Genomic DNA, 18800 nt, shown 5'->3' with positions numbered 1-18800 from the left:
GCATCCTATAAGCTACGAAAGCCGCGATCCAGATAGATGAGCGAGGGGTTCCCCTCGCCGAAATGCATGGCCTTCACCTCGCCAAACATGACGAAATGCGTCGAAACCCGCTTTATGTCGGTCAGCCGGCAATCGAAGCTGACGACGGCATCCGCCAGCACCGGAGCGCCGGTCACCAGTGTCTTCCAATTTCCGAGTGCAAACCGCTCCTCGGCGGGAATGCCGCTCAGGCCCGCAAACCCCGTCGCCAGCGCCTGATGATGCGCCGCCAGAGAATTCAAGGCAAAGACGCCGCTCCTCTCGAAGATGGCATTGCTCGCGTTGCTGCCGTTGAGGCAGACAAGCACGGTCGGCGGGTTGTCCGAGACCGAGCAGGCTGCCGTCACCGTCACGCCGCGCCGCACGCCCTCGAATTCCGTTGTCACAACCTGGACGTGGCCAGCATATCGTGCCATGCCGTTGCGGTAGTGGACGGGATCGAGGAGAGGCTGGTCCGTCAAAGGCATCTCTTGAAAGGCATCGGGGGCTGTTGTCAGTCCCGCATTACTCTTCGAGATATGGTGGCAAAAACCCTTGATGTCCACCGGAGTTGCGGCTTTTTACTTTCAAAAGCCGATTCTCTTTGACGGCTGCGATGAGAAAGCTAAATGTCGCTTCGAGAAAGAATCCCAGGAAAAACATGACAGCACGACGTTTCATCATCGCCGGACTGCTGGCTTCGTTTCTCGGATGCGGATCGGCACCGGCGGCAGTGATCGGAGTCGTCGCGCCGCGTTCCGGCCCCTACGCACCGCTCGGCACCCAGGTCTTCCAGGGCGCACGCGCGGCAGCGGAAGCCGGCGGCGATACCGTGGTCGAAATCGACGAAAGCTGTGACGAAAACGGCGGCGCTGCCGCGGCCAAAAACCTCACCGCTGCCAAGGTGTCCGCCGCTATCGGTTTCCTCTGCGTCGAGACGCTCTCCACAGCATTGCCGCTGCTGAAGGCCGGCCAGATTCCGGCTATTACCGTTTCGGTGCGCTCGAAAATCCTGATGGAAGACACGCTGCGCAACGGCTGGCCGTTCTTCCGCATGGCGCCGGCCGAAGGCGACGAGGCGAAAAAACTGGCCGAAACCATCCTTGGCATCTGGAAGGCGGAGCCGGTCGCGCTGGTCGAGGACGGCACGATCTACGGCCGCGAGCTTGCCAGCGCAATCCGCCAGCATCTTGAACCGATGGGCATGACGCCGATCTTCACCGACACGTTTCGACCTGGTCAGGAGCAGCAGGTGGCGCTGGTGCGCCGCCTCGCCAAGGCGGGTGCAAGCCATGTGTTCGTCGGCGGCGACCGCAACGACATGGCGATCATCGCCCGGGACGCCGCTTCCGAAAACTTTCCCCTCACCTTGCTTGGCGGCGACAACCTGCGTGCGGCCAACCGTCCGGTGCCCTTACGCGACGGGGTTCTGGCGGTCGCGCTCCCGGATTATGCCGCATTGCCATCCGCGGCCCCCGCCGTCGCGGCCTTGCGCGCGAAAAATATCGACGCGGACGGTTATCTGCTGCCTGCCTATGCCGCGACCGAACTCGTTCACCAGGCGGCGACCGCGGCGGCAGGCCAGCCCCTGGTACAGACGATCGGCAGCCGTTCCTTCAATACGGTGATCGGCCCTATTGCCTTCGATCGCGGCCATGAACTTAAGGAAAATCCGTTCCGCCTGCTCGAATGGCGTGGATCGACGTTCGTGCTCTCGCGTCCTGCGACTGACTGACGATTGTTCCGCCCACGCCGCAATGTTAGAGGGACCTTCGACAACCGGAGACATTCGACCCATGACGCTCGCCACCGCCCTGCCGATCCGTATCGCCCCGTCCATTCTCGCGGCCGATTTTTCAAAGCTCGGCCAGGAAGTGCGCGACGCCGTCGAAGCGGGAGCCGAATGGGTCCATCTCGACGTGATGGACGGGCATTTCGTGCCGAACATCTCCTTCGGACCTGACGTCATCAAGTCGCTGCGATCCTACACCACAGCCTTTTTCGACTGCCACCTGATGATCTCGCCGGCCGATCCCTACCTCGAAGCCTTCGCCAAGGCGGGATGCGACGGCATTACGGTACATGTCGAGGCCGGGCCGCACCTGCACCGCTCGCTTCAGACGATCCGCTCGCTCGGCAAGAAGGTTGGTGTCACGCTCAACCCGGCAACGCCGCTTTCGACCATCGAAAACGTGCTCGACGATATCGACCTGATCCTGATCATGAGCGTCAATCCGGGCTTCGGCGGCCAGAAGTTCATTCCGGCGATGACGGACAAGATTCGCGCTGCCAAGGCGATGATCGGCAGCCGGCCGATCGAGCTGGAAGTCGATGGCGGCATTACCGCCGAGACGATCGGCGCGGCAACCGCTGCGGGCGCCAATGTCTTCGTTGCAGGATCCGCGGTTTACAAAGGCGATGGAATCGCGGCTTATCGTGAGAACATCGCTCGGCTGAAAGCCGCTGCGGAGGACGGACGCAGATGATATCAGCCTTGCGATCTTCGGTTCCGGCATTTGCGGCGATGTTGTTCGCCGGTTCAACATCCGCTGCCGATATCGCAAGCGTCCGCCCGATCGGCTTTTCCGCCGACGGCGCCGTTTTCGCCTTCGAGGAATATGGCATCCAGGACGGATCCGGCTTTCCATATGCCAATATCTACGCGCTGGACCTCAACAAGGATACCTACCTGCCGGGAACACCGTTCCGGGTCCGGCTGGAAGAGGATGGGGCGACGATCGCCAAAGCCCGCTGGCAGGTCCACAATGACGCCGAAGTGATGGTCGAAACCCATGAGCTCGCCAATCATCCAGGTGAACTCGTGGCTTTCAACCCGATCACCGAGATCGGTAACGACCCCCATCAGCTCCGCTATCGCAGCGTGCCGGCAGTGCCGCCGGTCGGAGACGCCAACACGCTCGTCCTCGACGAGGTCCCGCAGCCACTCGGCCCGCAATGTGAAGGCATAGTCAAAAAGACGGTCTCCCTGCGCCTTCGTTTTACCGAACGGAACGGAAAGCCTGTCAACGACGTGGTCCACGAAGACCAGCGCATTCCGGCTTCACGCGGCTGCGTCACCGGTTACCGGCTCGCCGGTGTCGTCAGCGGCTCGTCGCTCGAAGGCGCTCCGGTCGAAGTCGCATTTGTCATGGTCCTCAGCGCCGGTTTCGAGGGGGAGAATGGACGCTGGATCGCAATTCCGGTCAAGACCGCGCCCTAATCCTGTTTGATTGCCTCAAAAACTTGAGCTTGGCCGCGCTTCTTGCTACAGCGCAGCCGACACACGTGAAGGAAACGACAAGCCCATGATCCCCCGTTACTCGCGGCCCGAAATGGTCGCCATCTGGTCGCCCGAAACAAGATTCCGCATCTGGTTCGAAATCGAGGCGCATGCCTGCGATGCACTGGCGGCGATCGGCGTGATCCCGAAGTCGGCAGCGGAGACGATCTGGGCAAAGGGCGGGTCGGCCACGTTCGATGTCGCCCGCATCGACGAGATCGAGGCTGTCACCAAGCATGACGTCATCGCCTTCCTTACTCATCTCGCCGAATTCGTCGGCCCGGACAGCCGCTTCATCCATCAGGGCATGACGTCTTCCGACGTGCTCGACACCTGCTTCAGCGTCCAGCTGGTGCGAGCCACGGATCTGCTGCTGGCAGATATCGACAAGCTGCTGGAAGCGCTGAAGCGCCGCGCCTTCGAACACAAGGACACGGTCACGATCGGCCGCAGCCACGGCATCCATGCGGAGCCGACGACGTTCGGCGTCAAGCTTGCCCAGGCCTATGCGGAATTCGACCGCAACAAGACCCGCCTGCTCGAAGCCCGCGACGAGATCGCCACCTGCGCGATTTCAGGCGCAGTCGGCACCTTTGCCAATATCGATCCGCGCGTCGAGGAACATGTCGCCGCCGCCATGGGCCTGAAGCCGGAACCGGTATCGACCCAGGTCATCCCGCGCGACCGTCACGCCATGTATTTCGCGATATTGGGCGTCATCGCCTCGTCGATCGAGCGCCTTGCGATCGAAGTCCGCCACCTGCAGCGCACCGAGGTTCTGGAAGCCGAGGAGTATTTCTCGCCGGGCCAGAAGGGCTCGTCGGCAATGCCGCACAAGCGCAATCCGGTGCTGACCGAAAACCTGACCGGCCTTGCCCGCATGGTGCGTTCCTACGCGTTGCCGGCCATGGAAAACGTGGCGCTCTGGCACGAACGCGACATTTCGCACTCCTCGGTCGAGCGCATGATCGGCCCGGACGCGACGGTCACGCTCGATTTCGCGCTGGCGCGCATGACCAGCGTGATCGACAAGCTGCTCGTCTACCCCGAGAACATGATGAAGAATATGAACAAGTTCCGAGGGCTTGTTCACTCGCAGCGGGTTCTGCTTGCCCTTACGCAGGCCGGCGTCTCCCGCGAGGACGCCTATCGTCTCGTGCAGCGCAACGCGATGAAAGTCTGGGAAGAAGGCAAGGATTTCCTCGAGGAGCTGCTGGCGGACCAGGAAGTCCGTGCCGCACTGTCCGAAGAGGACCTGCGCGAGAAATTCGACCTCGGCTATCACACCAAGCATGTGGACACGATCTTCCGCCGGGTTTTCGGCGAGGCTTGATCTTGACCGTCGGCGAACACAGATAGGCGCCATGAAGGCATCCGAAGCAGATATACTGATCGTCCCCGGCTATACCAATTCCGGACCGCATCACTGGCAGACCCGTTGGGAGCAGAAACTCACGACGGCTCGGCGGGTCGAGCAGGAGGAATGGTCGAAGCCGGTGCGCGAGGACTGGGTGGCCCGTGTCGCCGAAGAGGTGAACCGTGCGACACGACCCGTCGTTCTTGTCGCCCATTCGCTCGGCATCCCGACGGTCATCCACGCCGTACCGCTGTTCACCAAACCGGTGGCCGGCGCCTTTTTCGTTGCCCCGCCGGAAGTGGACAATCCCTCCATCCGGCCCAAGCACCTGCTGACCTTCGGCCCCTACCCGCGCGATCCGCTCCCCTTCCCGTCGCTGACTGTCGCAAGCCGCAATGACCGGTTCGGTTCCTATGAACACGCCGACGACATCGCTTCCGCCTGGGGTTCGATGCTGGTCGATGCCGGGGAAGCCGGCCACATCAACCAGGATTCCGGCCATGGGCCCTGGCCGGAAGGCACCATGGTTTTTGCCCAGTTCCTCAGCCGCCTGAAGCCTTGAAAACATACTGGAATCGACAGCCGCCCCATAATTTCCGGGTGTGTCAATTCGAACAGCAATTTTAAGCTGGATTTAATTGACACTTGCTAAAGTGCCAGCTCATTTTGTTGCGAGCCAGGCTGTGCCGATGCCGTCAAATGTTCTCCCACGCCCTTTGGTCTCCGGCCCTGGAGACGAAATCGGTGTTCTTGAGACGGTGTTCGAGGCAGCCCCCTTCCCGATTGCCATCATCGATCACACCGCTGCGCTCCTATTTGCAAATGGCACGTTCAAACGGGAATGGCTTGACGAAAGCCGGAAGCCGGCGGTCTTTTCGGACCTCCTGCATCCCGATGACGAAGCCGAATTCAATCAGGCGATCCAGGGCCTGAACATCGATTCCCAGGCAACGCGCCTGGATCTGCGCGTCATGCACCCGACCGGTTCGCAGCGATGGGCGCTGGCCACTTTCGCGCCGCTCGGCAAGAACCTCAAAGGGCAGTTTCTGTTTGCCGCCCATCTGAGCGACATCACCGACCAAAAGCGGCAGTTCGAAGAGCTTGCCGAACGCGAAAGCCGCTGGAACAACGCGCTGGTAAGCTCCGTCTCAGGCGTGTGGGACCACAACTACGCGACGGGACAGAAATATTACTCGCCGGTGTGGCGGCAGATCCGGGGAATGTCGCCGGAGGACCCGCTGGCCGCGAGCACGGAGGATTGGCTGGAGCTTGTTCATCCGGACGATCATGACCGTGTCATCCATGCCATGGAACGTCAGAATGCCGGCGACCCTGCCTATGCCGTCTTCGACTATCGCGAACGCCACAAGCAGGGGCATTGGGTCTGGATCGAATGCCGGGGCGCCTGCGTCGGATGGGACGCGAACGGCAAGGCCACCCGTGTGGTTGGCACGGACACGGACATCACCGCCCGCAAGGCCGCCGAAGAGAAGACCGCGCAGATGTCGCGGCGGCTCGACATGGCGCTCGAAATATCCGGTATCGGCGTCTACGAATCCGACTTCTCCACCGGCGAGGTGGAATGGGACGAACGGATGTTCCGGATCTACGGGATGGAGAAGAGCGAGGAAGTGAAGATCGGCGGGCTCTGGGAGAGCTTCCTGCACCCCGACGATGCGGCCCGCGTTCAGGCAAACGTCTCCGCCCATATCGCGGAAGGCAAACGCTTCTCGGACCAATACCGCGTGATACTGCGCGACGGCTCCGAACGCGTCGTGCGGACGCGCACAATGTCTTTCATCGACGGCAACGGTCACCAGAAAATGGTCGGCGCCAATTGGGATGTCACGGCCGACGTTACACTTCACCGCGAACTCGAACGGGCAAAGACCCTTGCCGAGGCCCGCAATCGCGAACTTGAGGCCGCCCGTACCAGCATCGAGCACAATGCGATGCACGACTACCTGACCGACCTCCCGAACCGGCGTTACCTTGACGAGATGCTGGACCGCGTGGCGGCGGAATGCGCCCGCGACGGACACGGCATCGCGATCCTTCACATCGACCTCGACCGCTTCAAGCAGATCAACGACACCCTCGGCCACAGTGCCGGCGACATGATGCTGAAGCATGCGGCGAAAATCCTCAAGGGCACGATCCGCAAGGGGGATTTCGTCGCCCGTATCGGCGGCGACGAATTCGTCATCCTGTCGAAATTCGAGGGATCGCCGCGCAAGCTTTCGCATCTGGCCGACCGCATCATCCGGGAATTGCGCAAGCCGGTATCCTATGAGGGCCACGACTGCCGTTTCGGCGCCAGCATCGGCATCGCCTGCCATACGGGAGCGGATGTCGATGCGAGACAGCTTCTCCTGAACGCCGATATCGCCCTCTACCGAGCCAAGAACCGCGGCCGCAACCGGCATGAATTCTTCTCTGCCGAGACCCAGAACGAGATCATCAGCACCAGGCGCATTTCAGACGAGATCCTTCTTGCTCTCGAGCGAGACGAATTCATTCCGTATTACCAGCTGCAGTTCGATGCGCAGACGCTGGAGATCTCCGGCGTGGAAACGCTGGCGCGCTGGATGCACCCGGAACGCGGCATCCTGTCTCCCGACAAGTTCCTCGATATGGCCGAGGAGCTCGACGTCGTCTCGGTGATCGACGGGACCATCCTCGACAGGGCGCTTGCCGATTTCCGGGATTGGCGCGCGCATGGCCTTTCGATCCCAAAACTTTCGGTCAACGTTTCCTACCGGCGGCTGCGCGACGCCTCGCTGTCGCGCAAGCTCAAGAAACTCAAGATCGAGCCTGGCACCGTATCCTTCGAGCTGCTCGAATCGATCTTCCTCGACGACTGCGACGAGGATGTCCTGAGGAACCTGGCACACATCAGGAAGCTCGGCATCGAGATCGAAATCGACGATTTCGGTACCGGCCACGCCTCGATCATCGGCCTCCTGCGGCTCAATCCGCGTGCGCTGAAGATCGATCGCGAACTCGTTCGCCTGGTCTCGCAGTCGCAAAAGCAACGCAAGATGGTCGGATCGATCATCGAAATCGGCAAGTCGCTGAATATCGAGGTCGTCGCGGAAGGTGTCGAGACCACCGAACAGATCCGCATCCTGCGCGATCTCGGCTGCGACGTCCTGCAGGGGTATGCACTCGCAAGGCCGATGGCGCGCGCGGGCATTCCGGACTTCATAATTTCTGGCCGCTGGCGCCCCAGCGAAATACCGCAGCCCGACAGTCGAAAACGGCACCCCAACGGCGGCTGAGAACCCGGTTTTACGCACAGAAAGAAAAGCCGCGCCCGACCGGGCGCAGCTGTCACGTCAAGCTGACGAAATACGGCTTACTGGTTCTCGATCTGATCGACCGCCTGAGCCAGAAGCTCCACCATCTTGGTACGGATATCCTGGTCGGAAATGGAGACGCCGGCGGCATCGAGATCGCCGCGCAGCTTGCGGAACACATCCTCGTCGCCCGCTTCCTCGAAGTCGGCAACGACGACTTCCTTTGCATACGCGTCAGCATCCGCCTTGCCAAGCAGACCGGCCGCCCAGAGGCCGACGAGCTTGTTGCGGCGGGCGAGCGCCTTGAACTTCAATTCCTGGTCCAGGGCAAACTTGTTTTCAAAGGCTTTTTCGCGATCGCTGAGGCCACTCATCTCGGGTCTCCCAAAGTGAACTTGTATGGGACCCCATTAATCAAAAGACGAGCCAAGCGCAATCGGCGGGCTGTCGATTCCGGTGCAGACGAAAGCGGAATCGTGGCAGGCAATTGACGAATGCGAATTTGCCTCGAGGAAACCCGGAGGCGGCGTTGATCTTGCCCTGCGCAGTTTCAATCAGATGTCCGTCGTTTCCCTGGCGGCGTCCGCCGGCAGGTCTGGCATCGCCAATCGCCACTCGTCACCTGGAATCGCGACACCGGCTGCGTCGAAATCATGACGCAATTTGGTGGCTAAGTCCCCAGGAGCCTTGCTGTCGAGGGTGGAAAATCCCAAACCCTGGGGCATAGGCGCTTGCATCGGCAATGCCGAGCAGGGAGGCACCCACAGGCCCATCCAGCCCCTGCGGCGAGTTTGCGCACGAAACCGCAAGCTATGGTACAGGTAAATTGGTCCTCAACGGCTGTCGCCCGGCCACAAAGAGCATATATGTCATGGGTCCCTGCTTTTCCTGTTCATTACCGCCCTTTCAGCCCGGACATCCCAGTTGCTAGAGCGAAACCTTCGAGAACCCGTGTAATCTGAAGCTCACTGATTCCTGGTTGCGCTTCGCCAACCCCTCGCCCACAAAGGTTTTGGAGGCCCGCATTGTGAAACCCGTTCTTTTCCGTTAAGGGACCGCTCAACATCATCCATTGCGTCCGTCAGGGACGCCAACAACAACGAGACAAGAATCATGAACCGTCGCCGCCGTATCTACGAAGGCAAGGCCAAGATCCTCTATGAAGGCCCGGAGCCCGGCACGCTTATCCAGTTCTTCAAGGACGACGCCACCGCCTTCAACAAGAAGAAACATGACGTCATCGACGGCAAGGGCGTCCTCAACAACCGCATCTCGGAATACCTCTTCACCCATCTGAACAAGATCGGCATCCCGACGCATTTCATCCGCCGGCTCAACATGCGCGAACAGCTGATCAAGGAAGTGGAGATGATTCCGCTCGAGATCGTGGTGCGCAACGTTGCCGCCGGATCGCTCTCGACCCGCCTCGGCATCGAGGAAGGCATGGTCCTGCCGCGCTCGATCATCGAGTTCTACTACAAGTCCGATGCGCTCGCCGACCCTATGGTCTCGGAAGAACATATCACCGCTTTCGGCTGGGCAAACCCTGCCGAGCTCGACGACATCATGGCGCTCGCCATCCGCGTCAACGACTTCCTCTCGGGGCTCTTCCTCGGCGTCGGCATCCAGCTCGTCGACTTCAAGATCGAATGCGGCCGCCTGTTCGAGGGCGACATGATGCGCATCATCCTTGCCGACGAAATCTCACCGGACAGCTGCCGCCTCTGGGATATCGAGACCAGGGAAAAGATGGACAAGGACCGTTTCCGGCGTGATCTCGGCGGGCTCGTGGAAGCCTATTCGGAAGTCGCCCGGCGTCTCGGCATCATCAATGAAAACGAACCGATCCGCGGGACCGGACCGGTTCTCGTCAAGTAATCTGGGGGTTGGATCAGTGATCAAGGCACGCGTGACGGTCACGCTCAAGAACGGCGTTCTCGATCCGCAGGGCAAGGCCATCGAAGGCGCGCTCGGCAGTCTCGGTTTTTCCGGGGTCGGACATGTTCGCCAGGGCAAGGTCTTCGACCTCGAACTCGAGGGTACCGACAAGGCGAAAGCCGAGGCGGACCTGAAAGCCATGTGCGAGAAGCTGCTGGCAAACACTGTGATTGAGAACTATACTATCGCCCTCGACTGAAGGTTGCGGGAAGCGCGGGATGGCTGAGATCACAAGTGAGTTGATGTATGAGCTTCTCAAGAAGATTCATCAGCGATTTGACAAGGTCGAACTATCAATTGGTGAGTTGCGGGCCGACCACATGACCTTGAGAGGACAACTCCACGTTCTCCAGGGGGATGTGAATAATCTTCGCGTCACGGTTGGTCATATCGAAAACCGACTCGATCGTATCGAAAACCGCCTCGTGCTGCGCGAGCTCGCCGAGGCCCAGGCAAGGTTTGAACCGCACCCATGAAATCCGCCGTCGTTCAGCTTCCCGGTCTCAATCGCGATCGCGACATGATCGCCGCCCTCACCAAGATTTCAGGCAAGGCGCCGATCACCATCTGGCAGACCGAGACCGGTATTCCGGATGATATCGACCTCATCGTCATTCCGGGCGGTTTTTCCTATGGCGATTACCTGCGCTGCGGAGCGATCGCGGCCCGCATGCCGGTCATGCAGGCGATCAGGGACAAGGCCGACAAGGGCGTCAAGGTGCTCGGTGTCTGCAACGGTTTCCAGATCCTGGTCGAAGCCGGCATGCTGCCCGGCGCATTGATGCGCAATTCGTCGCTGAAATTCGTCTGCAAGGAAGTGAAGCTCGAAGTGGTGAATGCCGATACGGATTTCACCCGCGCCTATGAGAAGGGCCAGGTGCTTCGCTGCCCGGTCGCCCATCACGACGGCAACTATTTCGTCGATGCGGACACGCTGGCCGGTATGGAAGATCGTGGCGAAATCGTCTTCCGTTATGCCGAGGGCACCAACCCGAACGGCTCCCTGAACGACATCGCAGGCGTCATGAACACGCGCGGCAACGTGCTCGGCATGATGCCGCATCCTGAAAACCTGATCGAAGCCGCCCATGGCGGCAGCGACGGGCGCGGGATTTTCGCCTCGGCGCTCGATGTGATCGCCGCGACCGCCTGAACCTTCATCTTATCCGGATCGATCCCAGAACGATCGAAACCACGTCAGGACGTTTGATGCCGTTCACTTGTCGCCTGCTCGCTGCATTTCCTGTCGCCGCTCTTGGCATGGCGCTTTCCGCCTGCCAATCGGAACGCCCGGCGGCGGTAACGGCGAACCGTGCGGCGCTGCCGACGATGGAACGCGTGGCGCTCGCCGCCAATAGCTGCTGGTTCAAGTCGGGCGACGCGGCCTTCAAGCCCTATCGGCTGGCACCGGAACTCAACTCCTTCTCCGGCCGGCCGCGCATTCTCGCCGTGCCACGCAACAGCCCCGAATCGCGTCCGATGCTGGTGGTGCAGGCGGAGGGCAATCCGGCCCGCCTCGACGCGTTCGGTCCGATGATGAGCGGCCCGGATGGTGAAAGAATCAAGCGCGACGTGCTGCGCTGGGCGAGCGGCGCGAGCGGCTGCTGATATTAACCATTTGAATTTACATCCCTGTAAACAATCTGTTGCAGCTCTGCACCGGCCTGCCCGAATCTTTGCGTTTTTTCGCCACAAGTCATAATGGTCTGTGAACCGGCGCTGGACGGGCGCTACCCGTCATTGTACCACTTTCGTCATCGAGAAGCGCGCGGCCCGTATCGGGATCGCGCCAGCCGCAGAAAATCGCGGCGCGTATGAGGGCGATGGAATGAACAAGGTATTTTTTGGATCCGTGGTCGGCGCAATTCTTTCGGCGTCGGCGCTGTCTTCTTCGGCCCTTGCGCAGGAACGGCTGTTCGATGAAGTGCGAATCGGGGTTTCCGGTTCGATCCAGAGCAAGAGCACGTTCGAAAAGGGCGCATTCCCGTCCGCCACCGTCTTCTTCGACCCCTTCGACCAGCGCCATGCCCAGAGCTTCATGGATCACATGCTGCGTCCGCGCGTCCATGTCGGCGCGATCGTATCGACGGCAGGCGAAGCGAGCCAGGTCTTTGCCGGCTTTACCTGGACCGCACCGATCACCGACCGCATCTTCGTCGATCTCGGCTTCGGCGGCGCCTTCAACAACGGCAACCTCGACAAGCCGAACGACGGTCCGAAGCTCGGCTGCCATGTGCTCTTCCATGAATCGCTTGGTCTCGGCTACAACATCACCAACAACTGGCGTGTCCTTGCGACCGTCGAGCACTCTTCGAACGCCGATCTGTGCGATCACAACGACGGCCTCTCCTACGCAGGCATCGCCGTCGGCTACAAGTTCTGATCCAGATAGAGCATTTTCAACTGAAGCGCCGGTTTTCCGGCGCTTTTTGTTTGCCGGCCGCAACGCGGTAGCGCTGCATGGCAGTATTTTCCTGTCGCGCCGCTTGGCGACATAGGCTAAAGAGCGCCAAGAGCTTGGCCCTTCAATCCAGAGAAGATCATGACCATTCCGAACAGTATCGCGATCACCCCCGAACTCGTCGCCTCACATGGCCTGAAGCCCGACGAATATCAGCGGATTCTCGATCTGATCGGTCGTGAGCCGACGTTCACGGAACTCGGCATCTTCTCGGCCATGTGGAACGAGCACTGCTCCTACAAATCCTCGAAGAAGTGGCTGCGAACGCTGCCGACCAAGGGGCCGCGCGTCATTCAAGGGCCGGGCGAGAATGCCGGCGTCGTCGATATCGACGATGGCGATTGCGTCGTCTTCAAGATGGAGAGCCACAACCACCCGTCCTATATCGAGCCCTACCAGGGCGCGGCGACGGGCGTGGGCGGCATTCTGCGCGACGTCTTCACCATGGGCGCCCGCCCGATCGCGGCCATGAACGCGCTGCGCTTCGGCGCGCCAGACCACCCGAAGACCAAGCATCTTGTGTCCGGCGTGGTTGCCGGCGTCGGCGGTTACGGCAATTCCTTCGGCGTACCGACGGTCGGCGGCGAAGTGGAGTTCGATCCGCGCTACAACGGCAATATCCTGGTCAACGCATTCGCGGCCGGGCTTGCCAAATCCAACGCGATCTTCCTGTCTGAAGCCAAGGGCGTCGGTCTGCCGGTCGTCTATCTCGGCGCCAAGACCGGCCGCGACGGTGTCGGCGGAGCGACGATGGCATCGGCCGAATTCGACGAGTCCATCGAAGAGAAACGCCCGACCGTCCAGGTCGGCGATCCCTTCACCGAAAAGTGCCTGCTGGAAGCCTGCCTCGAACTGATGGCGACCGGCGCGGTGATCGCGATCCAGGACATGGGTGCCGCCGGCCTCACCTGCTCCGCCGTCGAAATGGGCGCCAAGGGCGACCTCGGCATCGAACTCGACCTCGACAAGGTGCCGGTGCGCGAGGACCGGATGACGGCCTACGAGATGATGCTTTCGGAAAGCCAGGAGCGCATGCTCATGGTTCTGCAGCCGGAAAAGGAAGAGCAGGCCAAGGCGATCTTCGTCAAATGGGGCCTCGATTTCGCCATCGTCGGCAAGACCACCGACGACCTGCGCTTCCGCGTCCTGCATCAGGGCGAAGAAGTCGCCAACCTGCCGATCAAGGATCTCGGAGACCAGGCCCCGGAATACGATCGGCCATGGGTCCAGTCGAATGTTCGCGCAGCCCTGCCCCCCTCGCAGGTCGCCGCACCCGCTGACTATAACCAGGCCCTGTTGAAGCTTGTCGGTTCGGCCAACCAGTCCAGCCGCCGCTGGGTCTGGGAACAGTATGACACGCTGATCCAGGGCAATTCGCTGCAGCGCCCGGGCGGTGATGCCGGCGTCGTTCGCATCGAGACCCATCCGACCAAGGCGCTCGCCTTCTCCTCCGACGTCACGCCACGCTATGTCGAGGCCGATCCGTTCGAAGGCGGCAAGCAGGCGGTCGCCGAATGCTGGCGCAATATCGTCGCGACCGGCGCCGAGCCGCTCGCGGCCACCGACAACCTCAATTTCGGCAATCCGGAAAAGCCGGAAATCATGGGCCAGCTGGTCGGCGCCATCAAGGGCATCGGCGAGGCCTGCAGGGCGCTGGATTTCCCGATCGTTTCCGGCAACGTGTCGCTCTACAACGAGACCAACGGCGTCGCGATCCTGCCGACCCCGACGATTGCCGGCGTCGGCCTGTTGCCCGACTGGCAGAAGATGGCGAAGATCGGTTCTGCCAACGACGGCGACAAGCTGATCATGATCGGCACGGACGGCAGCCATCTCGGCTCGTCGGTCTATCTGCGCGACGTCCTCGACACGATCGATGGCCCGCCCCCGGAAGTCGATCTGAAGGCGGAGCGCCGCAACGGAGATTTCATCCGTTCACTCATCCGCAACGGTCAGGTAACGGCCTGCCACGACATTTCCTCTGGCGGTCTTGCGATCACGCTTGCCGAAATGGCGATGGCTTCGGCCAAGGGCATGAAGGTCAGCCTCAAGGAGCAGCGCGGCCCGGTCCATGCACTGCTGTTCGGCGAAGACCAGGCCCGCTATGTCATCGCGGTGCCAACCGATCTCGCCAATTTCGTGCAGGCGAATGCTGAAGGCGCAGGTGTGCCCTTCCGCACGCTCGGTACCGTCGCTGGCGACAGCTTGTTGGTGGACGATCTCATCAGCATTGCGGTCCCGCAGCTTGCGGAAGCCCACGAAAGCTGGTTCCCGGCCTTCATGGCCTGACCCATCCAGATCGCCCTCGTGCCATGACCGCGGTTTCCGATCGCGGTTTATTGGCACAGGTGAACAAATTTGAGGCGCGAGGGATTGATGGACTCGGGCTGTCCCGATAAGCATGGCGGTTTTCTGAGATATGAAAGTAAGCGCGCACAATGCTTATGCCGATTTTGACCTGGTTGAGGTCATCGGGCCCGACCTGGCACTACAAGCGCATCTGGCTCGATGCACTGATCATCACCCTTTGCCTGAACGTTCTGGCCTGGATGATTTTTTCGAAGATGGGAATGTCCACCCACGATATCTTCAATGAAGACGGCCCCATCGAAGACATTCAATCTGCTTCGCTTGCCATCACCGCCCTTTTTGCCGTCATGGCAGCATTGGGGACCCGGATATTGGCCCGTTTCGTCGCAATCGCGACGGCCTGCATCTCCATCGTCTTCTTCATGCGCGAGATGCCAATATGCCGTGGAAGTATGACAGTTTTTTGTGTGTCGAAGACCTGGCTCCCGATTATTATCGGCCTTGTCGCTCTCGTCCTGCTGCTTGCGACCATCGTGTTCGAGTATCGCCATAGAGGGGGTGTTCTTCGAGCCATTCATCCGCGCCTTTCGTGGCCGCTGGCCCTGGTTGCCGCCGTTCTCGGATGCAGCCAGCTTGCCGAGCATTTCGATATTGTCGTGATGGAGGAGAGCATTGAATCCTACGGTTTCATGATCCTGACCCTGAGTTCCGTCTGGCTTTTTCGATTCTCCCGCACGCAGCATCTTCCACCGCTCAGAACCCGGGCCAAAGCCAGCCTCCACAAGGTGAAACACGTATTCTTGCACCATTGAGGCGGAGCTCTTCGATCCAGCTTTGACCGGAGAGCAGCTTTGAGGCAGTGTATCCTGACAAAAGGTTCTGCGGTTTTGAGTCCGCGGAGGAGAAAAGGGATGACGTCATGGCTATGAGACCCGGTGAAATCGAAGACCTGATCAAGGCCGGCATTCCCGGTGCCAAGGTCACCATCCGGGATCTTGCTGGCGACGGCGACCACTATGCCGCGGAAGTGGTGGCGGAAGCGTTCCGGGGAAAGAGCCGGGTGCAGCAGCACCAGATGGTCTACGAGGCTCTGAAGGGCAATATGGGCGGCGTGCTTCATGCGCTGGCATTGCAGACTTCGGCTCCGGCGGAGTGAGCGATGGCTGACCTGATCAAGGAGATCGTTACCGGCCTCGTCGAAACTGCCCTGAAGGAACTTCTCGGCAAGTCGCATGGCCGCACTCCCGCCAAACGCAAGAAGCGGCAGGTCCGCTCGGCCACTACCGGGCGTTTCGCCAAGAAGACCGCAGGCACCAAGACCACACGCACCAAGACCACAAGCAGCCGTGCGGCGAAACCGGCGACGAAACAGGTGAGCCGCCGGCGCACGACGGCAAGCCGCAGCAAGCAGCGCAGCCGCTGACCCTAATCTAGCGGCTCAAGGCTTAGGCAGCTGTCTCGCGACGCAATAAGCGCATTCCTGCGGACTATTCCGCTGGAATTCCCGATGCCACATTGCTATTTAAGGCAGATGACGCAGCGCAGCGGCCCTTGAAACCGCATGTGAAAGGATAGGACATGAGCGGAATTACCGATTTTATCGCCAACGAAGTGAAGACCAATGACGTGGTTCTCTTCATGAAGGGCACCCCGCAGTTCCCCCAGTGTGGTTTCTCGGGCCAGGTCGTGCAGATCCTCGACTATCTCGGCCTGGACTACAAGGGCGTCAACGTGCTCGCAGATGCGGAAATCCGCCAGGGCATCAAGGACTATTCCAACTGGCCGACCATTCCGCAGCTTTACGTCAAGGGCGAGTTCATCGGCGGTTGCGATATCGTCCGCGAGATGTTCCAGTCCGGCGAACTGCAGACTCACCTGCAGGAACAGGGCATCAGCGTCCGCGGCGCGGCCTGAGATTTTCCGGGCTCCGGCCCGGGATTTTTAGAAGACATTTTCAAGGCGCCGCTCCCAACGGCGCCTTTCACGTTGTTTTAGGAAACTGCTGTGACCAATCCTTCACAACCGGCCCCGGCCCGCCTGCGCGGCATGGGTCGGGTCGAATTCATCGCGATGATGGCGATGCTGATGGCCATCAATTCGCTTGCCATCGACATCATGCTCCCCGGCCTGCAGGAAATCGGCGCCTCGCTCGGCGTGGTCAACGAGAACCATCGGCAATATGTCGTTTCGGCCTATCTCTTCGGCCTCGGCGCCGCGCAGATCATCTATGGATCGATCTCCGACCGTTTCGGTCGCAGGAATCCGATGCTCTTCGGCCTCGGCCTCTATTTCGTCTGCGCGGTCGGCGCCGTCATCGCGCCGTCATTCGGCGCGCTGCTGGTCCTTCGCTTCATCCAGGGCGCAGGAGCGGCCGCAACCCGGGTGATTTCCATTTCGATCGTGCGCGACGTATACGGCGGCCGCGCCATGGCGGAAGTCATGTCGCTGATCATGATGGTCTTCATGGTCGTGCCGGTCATCGCGCCGGCCACGGGCCAGGTGATCATGCTGTTCGGCAACTGGCACCTGATCTTCGTGTTCATGGCGGTCGCCTCGCTCTGTATCGGCTTCTGGATGTATTCGCGCCTTCCGGAAACGCTCGATCCGGCCGATGTACGTCCCTTCACCATGTCCTCGATTTTGCACGCCTTCCAGATGGTTCTGACCAATCGCCTCGCCCTCTGCTACACGATTGCCAGCACATTCATTTTCGGCGCAATGTTCGGCTTCATCAACTCGGCACAGCAGATCTATGTCGGGATCTACGGTCTCGGCGTCTGGTTTCCGCTGGTCTTCGCCTGCGTGGCGGTGTTCATGTCTGCCGCATCCTTCCTGAACGCCCGGTTTGTCGGACGTTTCGGCATGCGGCGCCTTTCGCACGGCTCGCTGCTTGGCTTCATCGGCATCACGTTCGTCTGGATGCTCGTGCAGATCTTCGGGCCTCAACCCATGCCGCTCGTGATATTCATCGTGTTTTTCGGGCTCGCGATGTTCCAGTTCGGTTGGATCGGCTCGAACTTCAATTCGCTTGCCATGGAGCCACTTGGCCATGTCGCCGGAACTGCCTCCGCCGTCCTCGGCTTCATGAGCACGGTCGGCGGGGCGCTGATCGGGGTTGCGATCGGCCAGTCCTTCAACGGCACGGCGCTGCCGCTGGTCGCGGGTTTCTTCACCGTCTCGATCATCGGGCTGATCTTCGTGCTGATCGGCGAAAAGGGAAAACTCTTCCAGCCGCATAATCCGAAGATCTGATCTCCCCCAGTAAAAGGCCGGAGCAATCCGGCCTTTTGCTGGGAATCGCCATCATTTCAGTGGCCGATGATCTCGTTGCGCAGCATCTGCCAGCTTTCCTTGTCGGTAGCGAGCAGCAGCCCGCCGTCGACATGGTGCGGCATGTATGGGGAGCCGTCGAAGCGCGCCACGTAACCACCCGCCTCCGTGCCGATCAGCGTGCCGGCCAGGTGGTCCCAGGGCATCAGCTTGTTGTAGAGCACGAACTGCACGTGGCCGCCCGCAAAGGTACGGTATTCGTGAGCCGAGCAGCGGTAGTTGGCGAAGAACCGGACCTTGGCGAGATTGCCGAGGATCCGCTCCCGCTCGCCACCGAAGAAATATCCGGGGGACGCCATGCCGATCATGGCATCGATCGGCCGGGATTCTGCGACCGCGAGCCGGATCGCCTCGCCGTCCGGCCGTCGCAGGAAGGCGCCGGCGCCCCTTTCCGCCATGACCCAGTCGTCGCCCATCGGATCGTAGATGATGCCGGCGACCGTCTCGCCCTTCCAGACGACGGAGGCCATGACGCCGAAGGCCGGGATGCCCGAGGCGAAGTTGAACGTGCCGTCGACCGGATCGACCACCACCGCGAAGTCCGCGTCGGCAAGCCTGGCGAGCAAAGACGGGTCGGCCGCCACTGATTCCTCACCGACGAAGAGCGCGTCGGGCGCGAACGCTTCGAGCTCGCGCCGGATCATCCGCTCGGCCGCCTCGTCGGCTTCCGTCACCAGGTCGGACGGCTCGCTCTTGGAGCGCACATCGCCGCTGCCGAGCCGCCGGAAACGCGGCAGGATTTCTGCCTTGGCGGCAAGCCGCAGAAGATCGGCAAGCTTCGTGATGTCGAGCGGAAGGGTCATGACG

At 60.9% G+C, this 18800-nt stretch carries 21 protein-coding genes; 18 read left to right on the top strand and 3 right to left on the bottom strand.

The window, feature by feature from the left end; translation table 11 throughout:
• Nucleotides 1–5 precede the first annotated feature (5 nt).
• Nucleotides 6–506, bottom strand: a complete 501-nt coding sequence (locus ACSQ8R_RS08080; protein ID WP_436252868.1) for a flavin reductase — start codon at nt 504–506, stop codon at nt 6–8.
• Nucleotides 507–679: 173 nt separating this feature from the next.
• Between ACSQ8R_RS08080 and ACSQ8R_RS08075 the strand changes: the two genes are divergently transcribed.
• The 6 genes from ACSQ8R_RS08075 to ACSQ8R_RS08050 all read left to right on the top strand — a co-directional run bounded on the left by ACSQ8R_RS08075 (nt 680) and on the right by ACSQ8R_RS08050 (nt 7936).
• The gene (locus tag ACSQ8R_RS08075; RefSeq protein ID WP_436252867.1) at nt 680–1753 is read left to right on the top strand and encodes an ABC transporter substrate-binding protein; all 1074 of its coding nucleotides are present in this window, start codon (nt 680–682) and stop codon (nt 1751–1753) included.
• Between the two features lie 61 nt (nt 1754–1814).
• Nucleotides 1815–2504 (top strand): ribulose-phosphate 3-epimerase, encoded by a 690-nt coding sequence (gene rpe / locus ACSQ8R_RS08070; RefSeq protein WP_436252866.1) that lies wholly within the window; start codon nt 1815–1817, stop codon nt 2502–2504.
• Nucleotides 2501–3238, top strand: a complete 738-nt coding sequence (locus ACSQ8R_RS08065; RefSeq protein WP_436252865.1) for a DUF2259 domain-containing protein — start codon at nt 2501–2503, stop codon at nt 3236–3238. Before rpe ends, ACSQ8R_RS08065 begins: the two co-directional genes overlap by 4 nt.
• Before the next feature lie 85 nt (nt 3239–3323).
• Nucleotides 3324–4631, top strand: coding sequence for an adenylosuccinate lyase (gene purB / locus ACSQ8R_RS08060; protein ID WP_436252864.1), 1308 nt, complete (start codon nt 3324–3326; stop codon nt 4629–4631).
• 31 nt (nt 4632–4662) lie between these two features.
• Complete coding sequence (locus ACSQ8R_RS08055; RefSeq protein WP_436252863.1) at nt 4663–5217, top strand: RBBP9/YdeN family alpha/beta hydrolase; 555 nt, start codon at nt 4663–4665, stop codon at nt 5215–5217.
• A gap of 127 nt (nt 5218–5344) precedes the next feature.
• A complete protein-coding gene (locus ACSQ8R_RS08050; RefSeq protein ID WP_436252862.1) occupies nt 5345–7936 on the top strand; it encodes a sensor domain-containing protein in 2592 nt (863 codons plus the stop codon).
• 77 nt (nt 7937–8013) lie between these two features.
• Here the strand turns inward: ACSQ8R_RS08050 and ACSQ8R_RS08045 are convergent, their stop codons facing one another.
• Entirely contained in the window at nt 8014–8328 is a 315-nt protein-coding gene (locus ACSQ8R_RS08045) for a DUF1476 domain-containing protein (RefSeq protein ID WP_436252861.1), read from the bottom strand.
• Between the two features lie 739 nt (nt 8329–9067).
• On the opposite strand from ACSQ8R_RS08045, the gene purC reads away from it, so the two are divergent.
• The 12 genes from purC to ACSQ8R_RS07985 all read left to right on the top strand — a co-directional run bounded on the left by purC (nt 9068) and on the right by ACSQ8R_RS07985 (nt 17915).
• On the top strand, nt 9068–9832 hold the full coding sequence (gene purC, locus ACSQ8R_RS08040) for a phosphoribosylaminoimidazolesuccinocarboxamide synthase (protein WP_007770061.1): 765 nt from the start codon (nt 9068–9070) through the stop codon (nt 9830–9832).
• A 16-nt stretch (nt 9833–9848) separates the two neighbouring features.
• Entirely contained in the window at nt 9849–10091 is a 243-nt protein-coding gene (purS, locus tag ACSQ8R_RS08035) for a phosphoribosylformylglycinamidine synthase subunit PurS (RefSeq protein ID WP_007770062.1), read from the top strand.
• A gap of 19 nt (nt 10092–10110) precedes the next feature.
• Nucleotides 10111–10368, top strand: a complete 258-nt coding sequence (locus tag ACSQ8R_RS08030; protein WP_436252860.1) for a hypothetical protein — start codon at nt 10111–10113, stop codon at nt 10366–10368.
• On the top strand, nt 10365–11045 hold the full coding sequence (purQ, locus tag ACSQ8R_RS08025) for a phosphoribosylformylglycinamidine synthase subunit PurQ (RefSeq protein ID WP_436252859.1): 681 nt from the start codon (nt 10365–10367) through the stop codon (nt 11043–11045). Before ACSQ8R_RS08030 ends, purQ begins: the two co-directional genes overlap by 4 nt.
• Nucleotides 11046–11101: 56 nt before the next feature.
• Entirely contained in the window at nt 11102–11500 is a 399-nt protein-coding gene (locus tag ACSQ8R_RS08020; protein ID WP_436252858.1) for a hypothetical protein, read from the top strand.
• 220 nt (nt 11501–11720) lie between these two features.
• Entirely contained in the window at nt 11721–12275 is a 555-nt protein-coding gene (locus ACSQ8R_RS08015) for an acyloxyacyl hydrolase (protein WP_436252857.1), read from the top strand.
• A gap of 159 nt (nt 12276–12434) precedes the next feature.
• Nucleotides 12435–14642: a phosphoribosylformylglycinamidine synthase subunit PurL gene (gene purL, locus ACSQ8R_RS08010; protein WP_436252856.1), complete on the top strand. Its 2208-nt coding sequence runs from the start codon at nt 12435–12437 to the stop codon at nt 14640–14642.
• A gap of 149 nt (nt 14643–14791) precedes the next feature.
• Entirely contained in the window at nt 14792–15475 is a 684-nt protein-coding gene (locus tag ACSQ8R_RS08005; RefSeq protein ID WP_436252855.1) for a hypothetical protein, read from the top strand.
• A 107-nt stretch (nt 15476–15582) separates the two neighbouring features.
• Entirely contained in the window at nt 15583–15819 is a 237-nt protein-coding gene (locus ACSQ8R_RS08000) for a BolA family protein (protein ID WP_007770085.1), read from the top strand.
• Between the two features lie 3 nt (nt 15820–15822).
• The gene (locus ACSQ8R_RS07995) at nt 15823–16086 is read left to right on the top strand and encodes a hypothetical protein (RefSeq protein WP_436252854.1); all 264 of its coding nucleotides are present in this window, start codon (nt 15823–15825) and stop codon (nt 16084–16086) included.
• A gap of 155 nt (nt 16087–16241) precedes the next feature.
• Nucleotides 16242–16577 carry a Grx4 family monothiol glutaredoxin gene (grxD, locus tag ACSQ8R_RS07990; protein ID WP_007770088.1) on the top strand — a complete coding sequence of 112 codons (336 nt, stop codon included), beginning with the start codon at nt 16242–16244 and terminating at the stop codon, nt 16575–16577.
• Between the two features lie 132 nt (nt 16578–16709).
• On the top strand, nt 16710–17915 hold the full coding sequence (locus tag ACSQ8R_RS07985; protein ID WP_436255411.1) for a multidrug effflux MFS transporter: 1206 nt from the start codon (nt 16710–16712) through the stop codon (nt 17913–17915).
• A 56-nt stretch (nt 17916–17971) separates the two neighbouring features.
• On the opposite strand, the gene ACSQ8R_RS07980 is transcribed toward ACSQ8R_RS07985, so the two are convergent.
• Entirely contained in the window at nt 17972–18796 is an 825-nt protein-coding gene (locus ACSQ8R_RS07980) for an inositol monophosphatase family protein (RefSeq protein WP_436252853.1), read from the bottom strand.
• Between the last annotated feature and the right edge of the window lie 4 nt (nt 18797–18800).

The organism is Neorhizobium sp. LjRoot104 (assembly GCF_964253725.1).
Taxonomy (GTDB): domain Bacteria; phylum Pseudomonadota; class Alphaproteobacteria; order Rhizobiales; family Rhizobiaceae; genus Neorhizobium.
This window is presented reverse-complemented; position numbering and strand designations above follow the sequence as displayed.